At 57.2% G+C, this 14967-nt stretch carries 15 protein-coding genes; 11 read left to right on the forward strand and 4 right to left on the reverse strand.

The window, feature by feature from the left end:
• Window positions 1–8: 8 nt before the first annotated feature.
• From C0058_RS15185 to C0058_RS15215, 6 genes are all read left to right on the forward strand, one after another.
• Entirely contained in the window at window positions 9–3977 is a 3969-nt protein-coding gene (locus C0058_RS15185; protein WP_102368973.1) for a phage tail protein, read from the forward strand.
• A 358-nt stretch (window positions 3978–4335) separates the two neighbouring features.
• On the forward strand, window positions 4336–4956 hold the full coding sequence (locus C0058_RS15195; RefSeq protein ID WP_250884703.1) for a hypothetical protein: 621 nt from the start codon (window positions 4336–4338) through the stop codon (window positions 4954–4956).
• Between the two features lie 67 nt (window positions 4957–5023).
• Window positions 5024–5734, forward strand: coding sequence for a pyocin knob domain-containing protein (locus C0058_RS33255; protein WP_102368976.1), 711 nt, complete (start codon window positions 5024–5026; stop codon window positions 5732–5734).
• A complete protein-coding gene (locus C0058_RS15205) occupies window positions 5735–6289 on the forward strand; it encodes a tail fiber assembly protein (protein ID WP_102368977.1) in 555 nt (184 codons plus the stop codon).
• Window positions 6290–6346: 57 nt separating this feature from the next.
• Complete coding sequence (locus C0058_RS15210) at window positions 6347–6880, forward strand: glycoside hydrolase family 19 protein (RefSeq protein ID WP_102368978.1); 534 nt, start codon at window positions 6347–6349, stop codon at window positions 6878–6880.
• Complete coding sequence (locus C0058_RS15215; RefSeq protein WP_102368979.1) at window positions 6877–7389, forward strand: lysis system i-spanin subunit Rz; 513 nt, start codon at window positions 6877–6879, stop codon at window positions 7387–7389. The genes C0058_RS15210 and C0058_RS15215 overlap by 4 nt, the downstream gene beginning before the upstream one ends.
• 15 nt (window positions 7390–7404) lie before the next feature.
• Here C0058_RS15215 and C0058_RS15220 read toward each other — a convergent pair whose 3' ends face one another.
• Complete coding sequence (locus C0058_RS15220) at window positions 7405–8565, reverse strand: hypothetical protein (protein WP_158660296.1); 1161 nt, start codon at window positions 8563–8565, stop codon at window positions 7405–7407.
• Between the two features lie 226 nt (window positions 8566–8791).
• A complete protein-coding gene (locus C0058_RS15225; RefSeq protein WP_102368981.1) occupies window positions 8792–9475 on the reverse strand; it encodes an SOS response-associated peptidase in 684 nt (227 codons plus the stop codon).
• Window positions 9476–9558: 83 nt separating this feature from the next.
• Between C0058_RS15225 and C0058_RS15230 the strand changes: the two genes are divergently transcribed.
• From C0058_RS15230 to umuC, 3 genes are all read left to right on the forward strand, one after another.
• Complete coding sequence (locus C0058_RS15230; protein ID WP_102368982.1) at window positions 9559–9768, forward strand: hypothetical protein; 210 nt, start codon at window positions 9559–9561, stop codon at window positions 9766–9768.
• A 96-nt stretch (window positions 9769–9864) separates the two neighbouring features.
• Window positions 9865–10290, forward strand: coding sequence for a LexA family transcriptional regulator (locus tag C0058_RS15235; protein WP_102368983.1), 426 nt, complete (start codon window positions 9865–9867; stop codon window positions 10288–10290).
• Window positions 10283–11560, forward strand: coding sequence for a translesion error-prone DNA polymerase V subunit UmuC (gene umuC / locus C0058_RS15240; protein WP_102368984.1), 1278 nt, complete (start codon window positions 10283–10285; stop codon window positions 11558–11560). The genes C0058_RS15235 and umuC overlap by 8 nt, the downstream gene beginning before the upstream one ends.
• A 25-nt stretch (window positions 11561–11585) precedes the next feature.
• Here the strand turns inward: umuC and C0058_RS15245 are convergent, their stop codons facing one another.
• Window positions 11586–11795 (reverse strand): hypothetical protein, encoded by a 210-nt coding sequence (locus C0058_RS15245; RefSeq protein ID WP_102368985.1) that lies wholly within the window; start codon window positions 11793–11795, stop codon window positions 11586–11588.
• Window positions 11796–12008: 213 nt separating this feature from the next.
• Here C0058_RS15245 and C0058_RS15250 point away from each other — a divergent pair, with 213 nt between their 5' ends.
• Window positions 12009–12263, forward strand: coding sequence for a DUF1652 domain-containing protein (locus C0058_RS15250; protein ID WP_102368986.1), 255 nt, complete (start codon window positions 12009–12011; stop codon window positions 12261–12263).
• Window positions 12264–12672: 409 nt separating this feature from the next.
• Here the strand turns inward: C0058_RS15250 and C0058_RS15255 are convergent, their stop codons facing one another.
• On the reverse strand, window positions 12673–13500 hold the full coding sequence (locus tag C0058_RS15255; protein ID WP_102368987.1) for a hypothetical protein: 828 nt from the start codon (window positions 13498–13500) through the stop codon (window positions 12673–12675).
• 436 nt (window positions 13501–13936) lie between these two features.
• Here C0058_RS15255 and C0058_RS15260 point away from each other — a divergent pair, with 436 nt between their 5' ends.
• Window positions 13937–14965, forward strand: coding sequence for an alpha/beta fold hydrolase (locus C0058_RS15260; protein WP_102368988.1), 1029 nt, complete (start codon window positions 13937–13939; stop codon window positions 14963–14965).
• The last annotated feature ends 2 nt before the right edge of the window (window positions 14966–14967 follow it).

Raw genomic sequence — 14967 nt, forward strand, 5'->3', positions numbered from 1 at the left:
AGAAAAGCATGGGCGCAGCACTCAAGATTGATATCCACGGCGCCAAGGGCGGCGAAGACAAACCAAAAACGCCAACGGAAGCCCCGGACAGTCTGCGCTCGGTCGCTATTGCCAAGATGCTCATCGCTATCGGTGAGGGTGAATTCGAAGGCACGCCTACGGCGCGCGACATCTACCTCGACAACACCCCGCTGCAAGACCCTCAGGGCAATATGAACTTCCCGAACGTGAAGTGGGAATGGCGCACCGGTGCGGTGGACCAGACCTATATCCAGGGCATCCCGTCGATTGAGAACGAATCCACGATTGGCACTGAGTTGCGCAGCGGCACGCCATGGGTTAAGTCCATCAGCAACACCCAGCTTTCCGCCGTGCGCGTGCGCTTCGCCTGGCCGGCGCTCCAGTCTGTAGATGCCGGCGGCAACATCAACGGGTACCGGATTGAATACAAGGTCGAACTGGCAACCGACGGCGGCGCGTACCAGCAGGTGCTGAGCGAAGCTGTCGACGGTAAGACCACCAGCGTGTACGAGCGCACCCGCCGAATCGATTTGCCGAAGGCTACCTCTGGCTGGCTGATGCGCATCACGCGCCTGACGATCAACCAGAACAACAACAAAATCTCCGACACCATGCAGATCGCTGGGTTTACTGAGGTGATCGACGCCAAGATCCGCTACCCGAACACCGCGTTGCTCTATATCGAGTTCTCTGCTGAGCAATTTCGCAGCATCCCGGCTGTGACCGTGGGCTGCAAGGCTCGAAAATGGTCGGTACCGAGCAACTATGACCCGGCATCTCGGACATACAGCGGTGTGTGGGACGGTACCTTTAAGGAGTCCTACACCAACAATCCGACCTGGGCGACGCTCGGCATCACCACGAACGACCGCTTCGGCCTCGGCCGCCGTATCAAGCCGTGGATGGTCGATAAGTGGGAGCTGTACCGCATCTCGCAGTATTGCGACCAATTTGTGCCGGATGGGAAGGGTGGTCAGGAGCCGCGCTTCATCTGCAACCTGAACCTGCAGAGCAAGGCCGATGCTTGGTCTCTGCTGCGCGACATCTCAGCGATCTACCGGGGCATGACCTACTGGGCCCAGGGCCAGGTGTTCACCCTGTCGGATATGCCGCGCGCCACTGACTACGACTTCGCCTATAGCGGTGCGAACGTCATCACTGAGGGGCGTCAGCCATTCACCTATTCGAGCGCATCGGAGCGCACTCGCTACAGCCGGGCGCTGGTCAGCTACGACAATCCGGCGAACAACTACGACACCGACGTCACGGCGGTGACCGATCAGAAGCTGCAGCGGCGCTACGGCGATAACCCGCTGGAGATCAGCGCGATCGGCTGCACGCGTGAGTCTGAGGCGCAGCGCCGCGGCAAGTGGGCGTTGCTCACCAACTCCAAGGACCGGGCGGTAACGTTTCGTGTCGGCCTGGACGGACGTATCCCTCTGCCTGGCTACGTCGTTCCGATCGCTGACGAACTGCTGGCCGGTCGGCCCGTGGGCGGGCGCATCTCAGCCGTAAATGGCAAAGTCATCACCCTGGACCGCGACACCCAGGCCAAGCCCGGTGACCGGCTGATCCTCAACCTGCCCGACGGCAAGTGCGAGGGGCGCACCGTGCAACTGGTCAGCGGCCGCCAGGTCACGGTCACCACGGCGTACTCCGTGCCGCCTGAGCGCGAACTGGTGTGGGCGCTCGACGCTGACGACCTGGCCATCCCACTGTACCGGGTGACCAGCGTTTCCCGGCCAGAGCCTGGCGTGTTCGAAATCTCGGCTGTGCAGTACGACCCGAGCAAGTTTGCGCACATCGACACCGGCGCCCGGCTGGAAGAACGGCCGATCAGCGTCATCCCGATCACGGTAGTTCCAGCACCGGCCAGCGTCACGCTGACGTCGAGCTACGCCGTGAATCAGGGCATTGCCATCAGCACCATGAACATCTCGTGGCCTGCGGTGAGCGGTGCGGTCGCCTATGACGTGGAGTGGCGCAAGGACAGCGGAAACTGGATCAAGGTTCAGCGGACAGGCTCGACCAGTGTTGACGTCCCCGGCATCTACTCGGGCGCCTATTTGGCCCGGGTCCGCTCGGTGAGCGCCTTCGAGATATCGTCGATCTGGAAAAGCTCCAACCTGACCAACCTGAAAGGGAAGGTCGGCCTGCCGCCTGCGGTGTCATTCCTGACCACCACCAGTGAGCTGTTCGGAATCGGCATCAAGTGGGGATTCCCTGCTGGTGCCGAGGATACCCAGCGCACCGAGCTGTGGTATGGCCCTACAAACAATATTGGAGCCGCTACCAAGCTGGCCGATCTGGCGTATCCGCAGGCCGACTACCGCATGCAATCGCTGTTGGCGGGCGCTCGGTTCTTCTTCTGGGCGCGCCTGGTGGACCGGACGGGAAACATCGGGCCGTTCTATCCGGTGGTGAACGGTGTGATTGGGCAGGCCAGTTCGCAGGCCGGCCCCATCCTGGACTTGATTGCCGGCCAGATTGGTAAAACCGAACTGGCTCAGGAGTTGGTCAAGGAGATCGAGTTGATCTCCGGCGACGGTCCGGGGTCTGTGAACGATCGCTTGGAGCAGGCCAAGCAGGAACTGGAAGACCTGATCGATCAGATCACGGACGCCCTGGTCTACGATCCGACCAAAACCTATGCCGCCGGCGACGTAGTGCGGCAGGGCCAGCACCTGTACCAAGCCATCGCGCCGGTACCGAAAAACACTACGCCTCCCAATGCCCAGTACTGGTTCGATATCGGCACCATTGCCGAGACAACCCAGGCCATGGCGCTGCAGATCCAGCAGAACAAGGCGTCCATCGACACCGTGGACGGCAAGGTCACGGCACAGGCCTCCGCCCTGCAATCGCTCCAGGCGAGCTGGAGGGAGGACAGCGGGGAGGGCGACCTGGCGGACGCCCTGAAAGGCTGGGATGCCACCGCCAAGTTCGCTGAGCAGGTCAAGGTTCAGTCCTCGGACAACCGAGCGCTGGTTGAGCGCACCACGTCGCTGGATGCGGCGGTAGGGCAGAACAGGGCCGGGCTTACCTCGCTTGAGCAGGTGGTAGCCACTGAAACCCTTGCAACGGCGACACGACTGGATCAGTTGAAAAGCAGCGTCGACGGCAACACTGCTGCGATTGGCGGTGAGGCATCGACGAGGGCTGATGCCGATAGTGCTCTTGGGACTCGCATCGATCAGGTTGGGGTCACCGTCGGCAATAACGGCGCGGCGATCAGCCAGGAGGAAATCGCACGGGCGAATGCGGACACCGCGCTCGGCCAAAGAATCGATACGACACAGGCCAAGGTTGCAGAGAACTCGGCAGCCGTTCAAACGGTTACCGATTCCCTGGCCGACACCAACAAGGCCGTCGCCTCACAGTCCACCACGCTTCAAGCTGTTGTTGGCGGCGGGCGGGACGGTACCGACGAGGGGGACCTGGCCAGCGCAATCAGCGAGGTGAAGAACAAGGCTGCGATTCAGGTAACAGCAAGGGCTCAGGCTGATACCAATGGAAAGCTTTCCACCATGTGGTCCGTCAAAATGCAGGTCAATGCCAACGGCCAGTATGTTGCCGCCGGGATTGGACTGGGTATCGAGCAGGGCGCTGATGGTTTGCTGCAAAGCCAGTTCCTGGTGAGTGCTGATCGATTTGCCGTAGTGAACACAATCGATGGTGGTGCTTTCACCACGCCGTTTGTAGTTCAGGGCGGTCAGGTGTTCATGAGCTCCGCCATGATTCAGGACGGGACGATCACCAACGCCAAGATCGGCAACTACATCCAGTCGAACAATTACCAGGCAGGTATTACCGGCTGGAAGTTGTTCTTCGACGGGACATTTGAAATCAACAGCCCGCTCGGCGGCCAGGCACGCCAGGTAATCAACAACGCCGGTGGCAAGGTGTTCGATGAGAACGGTGTGAAGCGATACCAGTGGGGGGATCTTTCAGCATGAGCCATGGGGCGAGAGTTTGGGGGCCTACGGGCCTCCTTGAATTGGATGAAACCTCTTTCACCGTGCGCGTTATCTATTCAGCCCTAGTAACCCGGCCTGCCGGCACGCTGTATAGCGACATAGCGGTGCCTGGTTGTGATACAGCCACCTGCAGCGCGGTGTGCGTTCCAACCGCGCCATACCCTGAAGACCCCAGCGCACAGAACCTGAACGCAATCCAATACGAGCCTCAAGTCATGTCCGGGGTAGTTAGGGTTTGGTACGTTAACCGAAGCATAAATCCGTCGTCACCGCCGGCCCCAGGGTTGGCCACACAAAGGCTTTTAGTGATGAAGTACCGATAATGCCGTCTTATGGAATGTCCTTTACCAACGACTCAGGTGTCGTAGTCATCGATTCGGAGTTTGCCAGGTTGGTCGTCCTGTACAAAGGTGACTACAGCGGGCCTATCGTCTTCCCGGCGCCGATAACCACCCAGGAACCGCCCTTGGTGTTTGTTCGCCCCAGTGCCTCGGTAACCATAAGTTACGCCAAGATAACCGGTACCGCAGGCAACTGGACGGGCTTCTCATTCTTGGGAATGGGCTCTGGAAAGTTCTTCGTGGCCTCTTTCGGCGGGGCAACTCCCACTGCGAAGTACGGGTTTAGATTATGGGATGGGCAAGGAAAGTTGTTGTTTGATAGCGGGACACCGTGTGCGCAGTTCACCCGCACGATATCGGCATGGACCTACATTGGATCAAGCACAACACCGCAGGGTCAGACCCAGGTCAACTTTACAGCGCCATCCCCACTGGACTCCGGCGATTACATCATGATCAACAACATAGGGATGGATGTCAGTGCCGGTTCTAGCAAGGGCGCTAAGTTGTACTGCGTGTGGGACTACGCAAACAACCGGATTGTGATGTTTACGATTGGAGTCTCTAACGCTGCGACATTTTATGTGCCCGTGGTGTTCGCTAAGCCAGTGATTTAGCCGTTCACCAGACAATTCAATATCCAATAGCCGCCCTGAGCGGTTTTTTTATTTCCTGGAGAAAAATATGCCTTGGTACAGAGCCGGCACCGTTGCAGTTGCATTGAATTCGAACACCGTCACCGGGACCGGCACGTCGTTCAGTGCCAACGGTCGCGTGGGTGACGCATGGACGGGGCCCGATGGGCGCTGGTATGAGGTGACCAACATCGCCAGCAACACAGTGCTGACCATCTCGCCGAACTACCTGGGGGCGACAGTCTCCGCGGGTACGTACGCCCTGGCTCCGATGCAGGGCTACGTGAAGGACTCCGCCGATCAACTCCGGCAGATCGTCAACCAATGGGGCGCCACCCTGGCCGGCCTGGGCGCGGTCTCGACGGAAAACATTGTGCCGGTGGCGAAGGGCGGTACAGGGGCGACAACAGCCCCTGCCGCCCGGGCGATTCTCGGCGCATTGGCGGCTGGCGACTACGGGCTGGGTGGTTCAAGCATCACGGAGGCGGGCAGCCTGAGCACCCTGAACGTTACCAAGTTTTTCAACACTACAGCGGCCACCGTTGGAGTTCCGATAGGCCAGGGCACCTCAGATGGACAGGGCTACGGCATCCACAACCAGCACCCTAACGGGGCTTATTCAACTCAGATGTGGACCGGGCTTGCGATTAACAGGATGTTTTTCAGGATTCGGGCCGCCAGCAACTGGACGGCCTGGGCAGAGCTGTACCACACCCAAAACACGACCCGCGCCGCCGACGGCACACTGAAGGCTATCTAAATGACCACTCGTGCAGCAGTAAACATTTTAGGCGCCGACGGCGCCGTCATTGATGTCACGTCATTGGGCGTCAACACCATTACGACCGAGCACCCGGGCCCGGGACAGTACCTGGTGCACGGCACGCTTGGAATGGTCCCACCGCCAGAGGGCTGGGGCTATGTGCTGAACCAGGTCGACGCGGCTTGTTCGGTAGACATCGGTTACAACGAGGGCGTGCTGGCTGTCAGCGTGGCCAAGGATGGTGAGCCCGCCGACTTCGTGCACAGCATCACTTTGCATGTGGCGGTGGAGTCACTCCCGATCGCGGCGTTACTTGAGCCAACTACACCTGGTGAGGCGCTGCTGGAAAGGGCCTTAGCAGAGATCGCGCGGTTGCGTGCCCTCGCTGACTATGCGATCGCGCCACTTCAGGATGCCGTGGATGTCGACGAAGCGACGGACGCAGATCTCGCGGCGCTCAAGTCCTGGAAGAAATACCGAGTAGCGCTGAGCCGGGTTATCGAGCAGCCGCAATACCCGGATGCCATTGAGTGGCCTGTCGCGCCTGCGTAACTGCAAACGGTCGAAACCGCCCGCCTTGAGCGGGTTTTTTATTGCCTGGAGAAAAGCATGCCGATCACTGAGCAGCAGTTGCTGCAGATACTCCCGAACGCCGGCCGCCAAGCCGGCGTTTTTGTTCCCGTACTGAATACAGCCATGGCCAAGTACGGAATCGTCACTCGACTGCGCATTGCTGCGTTCGTCGCCCAGGTCGGGCACGAGTCGGGGCAGTTTCGGTGGTTGAAAGAGTTGTGGGGCCCCACGCCGCAGCAGGCTGGCTACGAGGGTCGCACCGATCTGGGTAATACGGTGAATGGTGATGGCTTTAAGTATCGTGGCCGCGGCCTGATCCAGATCACCGGCCGGGCGAACTATGCGGCGTGCGGCGATGCGCTGGGACTGGACCTGGTAAACCAGCCAGCCCTGCTGGAGCAACCGCAGTACGCCGCGCTGTCGGCAGCCTGGTTCTGGTCCTCTCGTGGCCTGAACGCTCCGGCAGACCAGGGTGCATTCGTTACGATCACGCGCCGCATCAATGGTGGCTTGACCGGGCAGGACGACCGACAGGCGCTATACGACAAGGCGCTGGAGGTGCTGGCATGACGACGGTGCAAAAGTTAGCCGTGGTCCTGTTGGCCATGGCCGTGAGCTTCGGGGGCGCCTGGCAGGTGCAGGACTGGCGGATGGGAAAGCAACTCGCCAAGCAGGCCGGCCTGCACAAGGATGATCTGGCAGCGATCACCAATGCCGCCGCCGCCCAGGCCCGCGCCGAGCAGGACAAACGGCTGGCAACCGAGCAGCAACTGGCCGCCTCCGACCAACAACACTCCCTGGAGCTTTCCAATGCTCAACGTAGCCAAGCAACTCTGCGTGATCGCCTTGCCACTTCTGATCTGCGGCTGTCAGTCCTTCTCGACGCCACGGATTCAACCAGTGGCTGCGACGTGCCTCCCACCCCCGGCGCCGTCGGCGTGGTTCATGCAGCCCGTCGAGCCCAACTTGACCCAGCGCATGCTCAAAGAATTATCGCCATCACCGACGACGGGGATAACGCCGTGATCGCGCTGCGGGCATGCCAAGCGTACGTCAGAACAGTAAATTTAATAAAATAATTTGAACAAATTATACTAATTCTGTTGTGGAGGTATCAGAAAAGCGCCGTTGCGAATGCCTTCGAAAGTTCCCTCGACTAGCGGGTGGCCGTTGTCGTCGAATAGCTTATGAAGCACTGAAAGTGCGATTAAAGTGTTGTTTGCATTGTCTAGAAACTGCCAGTTGCAGTCGTTAATTTTGCATCCCTGAAGAACTATGCCCGTTAGTCCCCTGTAAAAAAGTGTGCAATTAGTAAAGGAGCAATCTTTGTATGCGTTGTAGTCAAGCTCAATTGTTTCATGAATAAATTCTTGATTTTCAAATTTCATTTTGTTGTTCCTTTCTTTTTCAATTATCCAATCAGTTTCGGAAATGGTAGGGCCTTTATATCTGTCTATATATCTTGGTGTATTGGTAAGCTTAAAAAATCCTGAGTAAGTTTTTGATGGGTGGCTCTTGCCTAATATTAACCCTGCGTTGCAATTTATTGAGCGATTTTGCTCTATGGTAATTTGATTGTTGGTGATTATTACTTTGGTGGGCTTGATTAAAAGTTCGATGCCGTTTCGAAGCAAGCGACCACTATTAATTTTAATCTTGTTTGGAGGGGAGAACTCAATATTTAGTAGGATTATTCCATGTCCTTCCCTTATCGTGAGATTGGTACCTATGAGTTCGATATCCCAAGGGGAGGTTGAGTACACTAGCTCGTTTTCAACTATTTGAGCTGCAATTTTGTTCTGTTCGTCAAAAAATGTGAGGTTGAGTAACAGGTGTTTATCCTGCACCTTCATTTGAATTAGCGGAAAACCATCAACGACGATGGCATTCAATTCGGCTCCGTCCTCGAGATTCTCGCAAACAAATGAATTACTGCCTACCCAAACCTCAGCCCTACTTCCTGAAAAGTGTAGATTGTATTTTCTCGACTTTTCATTCTGCAGGTTGATGGGGTTCTTGTTGAATTTTCTAACATCTGCCTTTGGCAGTAGATGTGCTGTTTTTTCTCGGTGATGCCGGTCACAAAGAAGTGTAATTTCATCAGCTACATGGCGCTTAACAACAGCCCATTCTTCCATATGTTCATATTCATACAGCGGTAACCCACATATAACACAGCCGAAACCGCAGCGCTGACGAACCTCTCTCTTTATGTGTGATGGAATTTTCTCTCGGCCAATAGCTTTGTTTTTCATGCGACCTCCTAATTATTCTGTATTTTGTAGGAAGATATTAATTTTCTGTTCGTGCTCTGGATTTAATTAAAATTGCGAAGCTGTTTTTACAAACTGGCTGCGCATATTAGACGACGCTCAGCTTAACTCAACTCAGCGCGTAGTGGCATAATGCTTTCGCCATAGATGTTATGGCGAAGCTGGCAGGTCAAAATTGTATTCCACAGCCTAAGCGCATATTCGCGAGTCAGCCTTGCGTTGGCTCAATTAACTCGGGCCCTTTATTCCGCACGTTGCCCACGGCAGTATCGACCTTGAACCATTCGAAGGCCTCGGCCGGTTCGCCCTGGTGGAGCACCATCTGTTCGGCGCGCTCCTTGGGCGTGGCCGGGTCCAACCATTCCCGGGCTAGGTCCGGCGTCAGCACCACCGGGCGCCGGTCGTGGATGTCCACCATTCCGCCGGCGCTGTCGGCGGTGATGATCACGAAGCCGTCATGCTCGCCCGTGCCTTCATCGCTGTCGGGCAGTTGGCCGATGGCGGCGCACAGCACGGGTGCACCGTCCCGCCGGCGGATCAGGTAGGGCTGCTTCTTCGGTCCGCCTTCGTCCACCCACTCAAACCAGTTGTCTATGGGCGTGATTGCCCGGTGCGGCCAGATCGCGCGGAAGAACGGGCCGTGGGCCACCTTCTCTACGCGGGCATTGATCGGTGCAGCACGGTCCTTGGCCCAGTGCGGTCGCCATCCCCAGCGCACCAGGTCGGCATGCAGCAGATCGCCCTGCAGGTGGAGCAGGGCGACTTGGGTTGTCGGCGCGACGTTGTACCGCTCCAGGGGCAACTCACCCACGGAGTTCGCCAGTGCATTTGGCATGCTCAGCGCTGCAACGAAGTCATGAATGCCGCTGTACTGGGAAAGTCTTCCGCACATAGTCGTCTCCGCTCGTCGGCCCCAATGAACAGCCTGGGCCAGGCCAATCTCTACACTGTAGACACTGGCCCCGGGTATTCGTCATGGCAATAAACATCGATCAGATCAACGCAATGGAGGCGTGGTTTTCCCTGCGAAACGACCCGGACTTCAACTCAGCCACACCGGAGGAGCGTTACGAGAGGCGCTTGGCGTTGGCTGACGACATGAAAGAGCGCGGCGCAATCGACAGCGGCGAGTGGCGGGAACTGACCGAAGCGGCCGTCGTCGCGTACGCAGATGAGTTGGGCTGACGCGCCCGCTTGTCAGATATCTCTTACACCAAATTGACCGCAAGCCATCTGCGATATTAACTGTACATTCGTACAGTATCTGTAAAAGGCTGCGTCATGAGCTTCTCAATTTTAGGTCCTATCGCCGAGGGTGGCACGAAGCTGCCCTTTTGCTCTTTTCGGGTACCCGCCGGCTTTCCATCGCCGGCGGCCGATCACATCGAGCAGCACATCTCATTGGATGAGGTCTTAAATATCAGGGCTCCGCACGTCTATCTGATCGCCATCACTGGCGAGAGCATGCAGGGCGCGGGTATTTTTGAGGGTGACTTGGCGGTCGTGGACCGATCTATTGAGCCGGCCCACGGGCACGTGGTCGTGGCGCTGCTGAACAATGACCCCATCTGCAAACGCCTGTGTAAGCGCGGGAAAGAGGTGATCCTTCTGTCGGAGAACCCGAAATACCCGGCGCGGTACATTTTGGAGGGCGACGAGCTGTCGATCTGGGGCGTAATCACCAGCACCGTGCGCAGCCATGTCTGAGTCGCCACCTGTCTTTGCGCTAATCGACTGCAACAGCTTTTATGCAAGCTGCGAGCGTGTGTTCCGCCCCGACTTGGCGAAGGTGCCCATTGTGGTGCTCAGCAACAACGACGGCTGTGTCATCGCCCGAAGTTACGACGCAAAGCCTTTCATTAAGATGGGCGAGCCGTATTTCCAGATCAAGCACAAGCTCAAGCAGCACGGCATTGTCCCATTTTCCTCAAATTACGCCCTGTACGGGGACATGAGTGAGCGGGTCATGACGCTGATCGAGAGCATAGTGCCCGCCGTCGAGATCTACAGCATTGATGAGGCCTTCGCCGACCTGACCGGTATTGGTGGCCTGGATGTCCTCGGGCGCCAGATCCGCGCACGGGTCTTTCAGTGCACTGGAATCCCGGTGGGCGTCGGAATCGCCCATACAAAGACCTTGGCCAAGCTGGCCAACCACACAGCGAAGCACCTGCAGGCCCAGACCGGCGGCGTGGTGAATATCACCGACCCGGTAAAGCGTGACTGGGTATTGCGCAACACCGACGTTTCGGAGGTGTGGGGTGTCGGCAGAAAGATGAAACTTCACCTGGACACCATGGGCATCAAGACAGCGATGGACTTGGCCAAGGCCGACCCCTGGACGCTCCGCAAAAAATTCAGCGTGGTAATCGAGAAGACCGCCCGCGAACTGGCCGGCACCTCATGCCTGGAGCTGGACGAGCCCGACCCACCCAAGCAGGAAATCTGCTGTAGCCGGATGTTCGGAAAGCGCCTGACCGAGCTGCCGCCGATCAAGGAGGCGGTGGCTACCTACATGATGCGTGCCTCTGAAAAGCTGCGAGCCCAAAACTCGCTGTGCAAAAAGGTCCGTGTCTGCATCCGCACAGGCATGTTTAACCCCGAAGAAGCCAAGTATGCCAATGGGGTAGTGGTGGACATGCCGTACCCGACCGACGACGTGCGGCTGCTGACCAAAGCAGCCGTCGATGCGCTCGACCACATCTACCGCCCAGGATTCAAATACAGCAAGGCCGAGGTGATGTTGCTCAATCTGTGCCAGCCAGGCGAATACACAGACGATCTATTTGCGGTGTCTCAGCCAGAGGAGGCCACCCGGGTGATGACCGTGCTGGACCAGATCAACGACAGGTGGGGAAGAGGAACGCTGCGGTCGGCCAGTGTGCCGACGAACCCCGACTGGGGGATGCGCCGGGAAATGATGAGCCAGAGCTACACCACGAAGCTCGATCAGCTGTGGTCGGTTGCTTGCAAGTAGTGAAGCGCTCAGCGCCAGATCAACTTCACTCGGGCGACATGAGGACGGCCAGGATCAGCTTTATGAACTCTTCATTCTCGTCGATGGTGTGCAGAGCGCCGCGCACGTTCTCGGCTACATCGGCGGAACCACGCTGCTCGACCCAGTTAGATAGCTCCATGATGGAGGCTTCGAGGGCCAGCTGGTTTTCGTAGAGCTTGGAGAGCAGGGAAGGGAGCAGGTCTGAGTTGGGCATCGGCGTTCCTCTGGTGGAGTGAACAGCGTAGCAGCAGGCGAACTATGCTTTACCTTCTAAGCTCCATGGCCATACGACGGGCGGCTACGATGCGTGAACCACGTCTCAAAAACTAAACTAACATGTACTAACTTGAACGTTTTTACATTTAGGGTCCCTAAGCCACATCGCCGCGCCGAAAGGCCTCTATCCATTGGTTTAAAGGGTCACCTGATGATCTCTACCTTAGAGTTACGCCATATAATTGAGACGGCGTTCCTTCCCACCAGGTGCGTGTGCTCGATCAGGTATGACTCACTCAACATTCAGCTGATCGACCCTATGACTCAGCAGGAATTGTTGACGGTCGCCGGGGTTGATCCAAAAACGTTGGGATCAAGCCGCGCAATCGCCAGGCTCGTTGCGGAGATAAAAGAAGAGGTCAGACTTCGAGGGGATGCTGCGCTGGAGGAAGTTGGCCAAGCCTGAAAAGGCAGCCCGCTCTTGTTCAGAGTTTTTGGGTATGTGTTCGATCGGCAGGACGCCGGGGAGGGGTTAATTCCTTTCCGCAAAAAAATGCCGGCCCTTGAATTTGCTGGGCTGTAGAGGGTCATTTTTATCTCTGATGCGGAAAGGAATTTCTTCTATGTCTATGTATTTAAAGGATTAGTTTCCGGACTTAAAATCCCCCGCTCGTAAGGGCGTGCCGGTTCGATTCCGGCTTCGGGCACCATCTAAAACCAAGGGTTTGCGGGCGAAAGCTGATGCAAGCCCTTGTTTGTTTCCGGTCGGCAATTGTTCAACAGGTCCGCAATCCACTTCGTTTGCGAGGCTTCCTTGCCTTCTGCGTTGCAGATGCACCGCCCGGTCATCGCAACAGTACTGCGCTACCTCAACCTCAGTTCTTCGCGCGGTTCAATAGAAATTCGTACCGGCGCTTATCGATAAAGATCGAATAACGTAATCCTCCGTCGCCGCTCGGCTGAAGAATGCTGTGGGTCTTGGATTTATGGAAAGGGTGGCTGTAAAGAGAGGGAAGGTCTGAATAGGCATAGCTTTCAAAATGCAGTTCGTCGCCTACCCAATGCACCTCGTTGTACAGGAAGTGCCAGTTTTTGCTGGAAGCCATGTAGAGGTAGGCACTGCCGTTGGGACCCATGATGACTTCTACCTCCAGCTCACCTTTGTCATTTGCCCACTTGCCAATATATTGCTCCATACCGGAGTGGGCAGGTATCCCGGGATCCGCTACAAAATCACTGGCCTTGAAAGGGGTTTTGCGCGCAGCTTCAGCGGCGGCGTTTGGATAAAGGGCACACAGCGGTGCGACGTTACTGACTTTTACGTAGTTGAAGGTCAGGCTCGTATCCGAAACATCCATGCTCAGCGTCATGGTCTGCGGGTCGAATGCCAGGACCTTCAGGTCGAAGTTGTCTGAAGGTGATTTGAGATGGATGACCTTTCCATCGTCGGACACCTTGAAGTCGCTCACTTCCTTTTCCTGGTGCTTCCCGGGTTCAGCGCAGTTGAATGGATGCAAGGTGGCTTTGGCATCAGCGCTGTATTCGACCACGTTGGCAATTCCGTTGCGCAGAGGAACCATGGCCCAGATGCCAACTACGTTATCTTGAGTCGCCAGCGCGTGCGTCGAAGGCTTGGCGCCATGGTTGGCACACCCGGTCATCATCAAGGTGGCCAGGGAAATTGTCAGAACGTTGATCCGCATCGGGCTTATCCATAAGAGTGTTCGCATTGATCCATCTGTCGCGGTTGGCGACCTTCTGGCAGGCAAGCATCATAAGGGATCGTTACGCCACAGTGCAGACCCAGAGGTGATTCTGCCGATAGGGCGCGCGGGTGAAGTGAACATCTGAAACCAGATGCATGCCTCGCTCTTGCAGGGCTTCGGTCAGTTGTACGAGTGTCTCTGCCTGGATAGTCATTGCTGTTACCTCGTCAGATTTACTGCGTTCATAATTCTTGACCGGCCGGGCAACTGGCTAATTCAAATTTTCTACAACGTTGATTGACGTGTGGTTGCTTCAGTTCTTTTGCTCCCGATCCCAGGATAAGCGCGACCTGAAAATACGCGGGCAGTGGTGCTCACGCACTCGAGGTGACCTACAGTGAAACATCGCGCCGGTATGACATGAGGAGATCCTATGTCCACTTTCAAGCTGACTTCGCGCATCTTCAGTACGCCCCGTCACACAACGCATTATCTGGAATCGGGACCTGCCGATGGGGCATTGATGATGTTCCTGCATGGCTGGCCCGAACTCGGTTTGATCTGGCGTGCACAGATGGAAGCGTTCGCTGCCCAAGGCTGGCACTGCGTCGCACCCGACATGCGCGGCTATGGCGGCTCTTCGGCGCCGGCCGCGATCAATGCGTACACGATTGAAAACATCGTGGCAGACATGACAGAGCTGCATGACCATCTCGGTGGAACGCCCGCCATCTGGGTGGGCCACGATTGGGGCAGCGTCGTGGCCGGTGAACTGGTCGCCCATGAACCTTGGCGCAGCCGCGGCGTTGTGCTGGTTTCGGTTCCGTACTTTCCTTCCACGAACGCGCTGGCGACGCTCATACCGCTGGTTGACCGAGGGATTTACCCGGTCGACCAGTATCCAGACGGCCAATGGGACTATTACCGCTACTACAACACGCATTTTGCGTCCGCCGTGGCTGATCTTGACGCGGACAAAGCAGCATCGCTGGCGTCGATTTATCGAAGAGGCGACCCTGCAAGCATCGCCAGGGTCGCCTCCAATGCCGAAGTGACCCGCAAAGGCGGGCGGTTTGGCGAAGCGCACCGGGCTCCCCCGACCCCACCAGACTCGGCGCTCTGGCCCGAGACGGACTTCGCGGCACTGGTGCGCACGTTCGAGGAGCATGGTTTCCGCACGCCCTGCGCGTGGTATCTGAACGACGATGCCAACATCGAATACGCCCATCGCGCACCCAATGGCGGCCGCCTGTCCATGCCCGTCCTGTTTGTGAACGGTGATTACGACCCGATGAATACCATCAACGGCAATCAGTTGGGCGATCCAATGCGCGCGGCCTGCGCAGACCTCACAGTGACGAGCCTGCCTGGCGGGCATTGGCTGCCGGTGGAGTGCAAGACCGAACTCGTTGCGGCCATAAGTCGCTGGCTGATGCTCGCGAAATTCGTGCCCCATCAGTAAGC

Origin of the sequence: Pseudomonas sp. NC02, from assembly GCF_002874965.1 — a bacterium.
GTDB lineage: Bacteria > Pseudomonadota > Gammaproteobacteria > Pseudomonadales > Pseudomonadaceae > Aquipseudomonas.

Excerpts from the sequence above, each read along its gene's own strand:
- C0058_RS15185 (WP_102368973.1), top strand. The coding sequence starts at position 9 with ATGGGCGCAGCACTCAAGATTGATATCCACGGCGCCAAGGGCGGCGAA.
- C0058_RS15195 (WP_250884703.1), top strand. The coding sequence starts at position 4,336 with ATGTCCTTTACCAACGACTCAGGTGTCGTAGTCATCGATTCGGAGTTT.
- C0058_RS33255 (WP_102368976.1), top strand. The coding sequence starts at position 5,024 with ATGCCTTGGTACAGAGCCGGCACCGTTGCAGTTGCATTGAATTCGAAC.
- C0058_RS15205 (WP_102368977.1), top strand. The coding sequence starts at position 5,735 with ATGACCACTCGTGCAGCAGTAAACATTTTAGGCGCCGACGGCGCCGTC.
- C0058_RS15210 (WP_102368978.1), top strand. The coding sequence starts at position 6,347 with ATGCCGATCACTGAGCAGCAGTTGCTGCAGATACTCCCGAACGCCGGC.
- C0058_RS15215 (WP_102368979.1), top strand. The coding sequence starts at position 6,877 with ATGACGACGGTGCAAAAGTTAGCCGTGGTCCTGTTGGCCATGGCCGTG.
- C0058_RS15220 (WP_158660296.1), bottom strand. The coding sequence starts at position 8,565 with ATGAAAAACAAAGCTATTGGCCGAGAGAAAATTCCATCACACATAAAG.
- C0058_RS15225 (WP_102368981.1), bottom strand. The coding sequence starts at position 9,475 with ATGTGCGGAAGACTTTCCCAGTACAGCGGCATTCATGACTTCGTTGCA.
- C0058_RS15230 (WP_102368982.1), top strand. The coding sequence starts at position 9,559 with ATGGCAATAAACATCGATCAGATCAACGCAATGGAGGCGTGGTTTTCC.
- C0058_RS15235 (WP_102368983.1), top strand. The coding sequence starts at position 9,865 with ATGAGCTTCTCAATTTTAGGTCCTATCGCCGAGGGTGGCACGAAGCTG.
- umuC (WP_102368984.1), top strand. The coding sequence starts at position 10,283 with ATGTCTGAGTCGCCACCTGTCTTTGCGCTAATCGACTGCAACAGCTTT.
- C0058_RS15245 (WP_102368985.1), bottom strand. The coding sequence starts at position 11,795 with ATGCCCAACTCAGACCTGCTCCCTTCCCTGCTCTCCAAGCTCTACGAA.
- C0058_RS15250 (WP_102368986.1), top strand. The coding sequence starts at position 12,009 with ATGATCTCTACCTTAGAGTTACGCCATATAATTGAGACGGCGTTCCTT.
- C0058_RS15255 (WP_102368987.1), bottom strand. The coding sequence starts at position 13,500 with ATGCGGATCAACGTTCTGACAATTTCCCTGGCCACCTTGATGATGACC.
- C0058_RS15260 (WP_102368988.1), top strand. The coding sequence starts at position 13,937 with ATGTCCACTTTCAAGCTGACTTCGCGCATCTTCAGTACGCCCCGTCAC.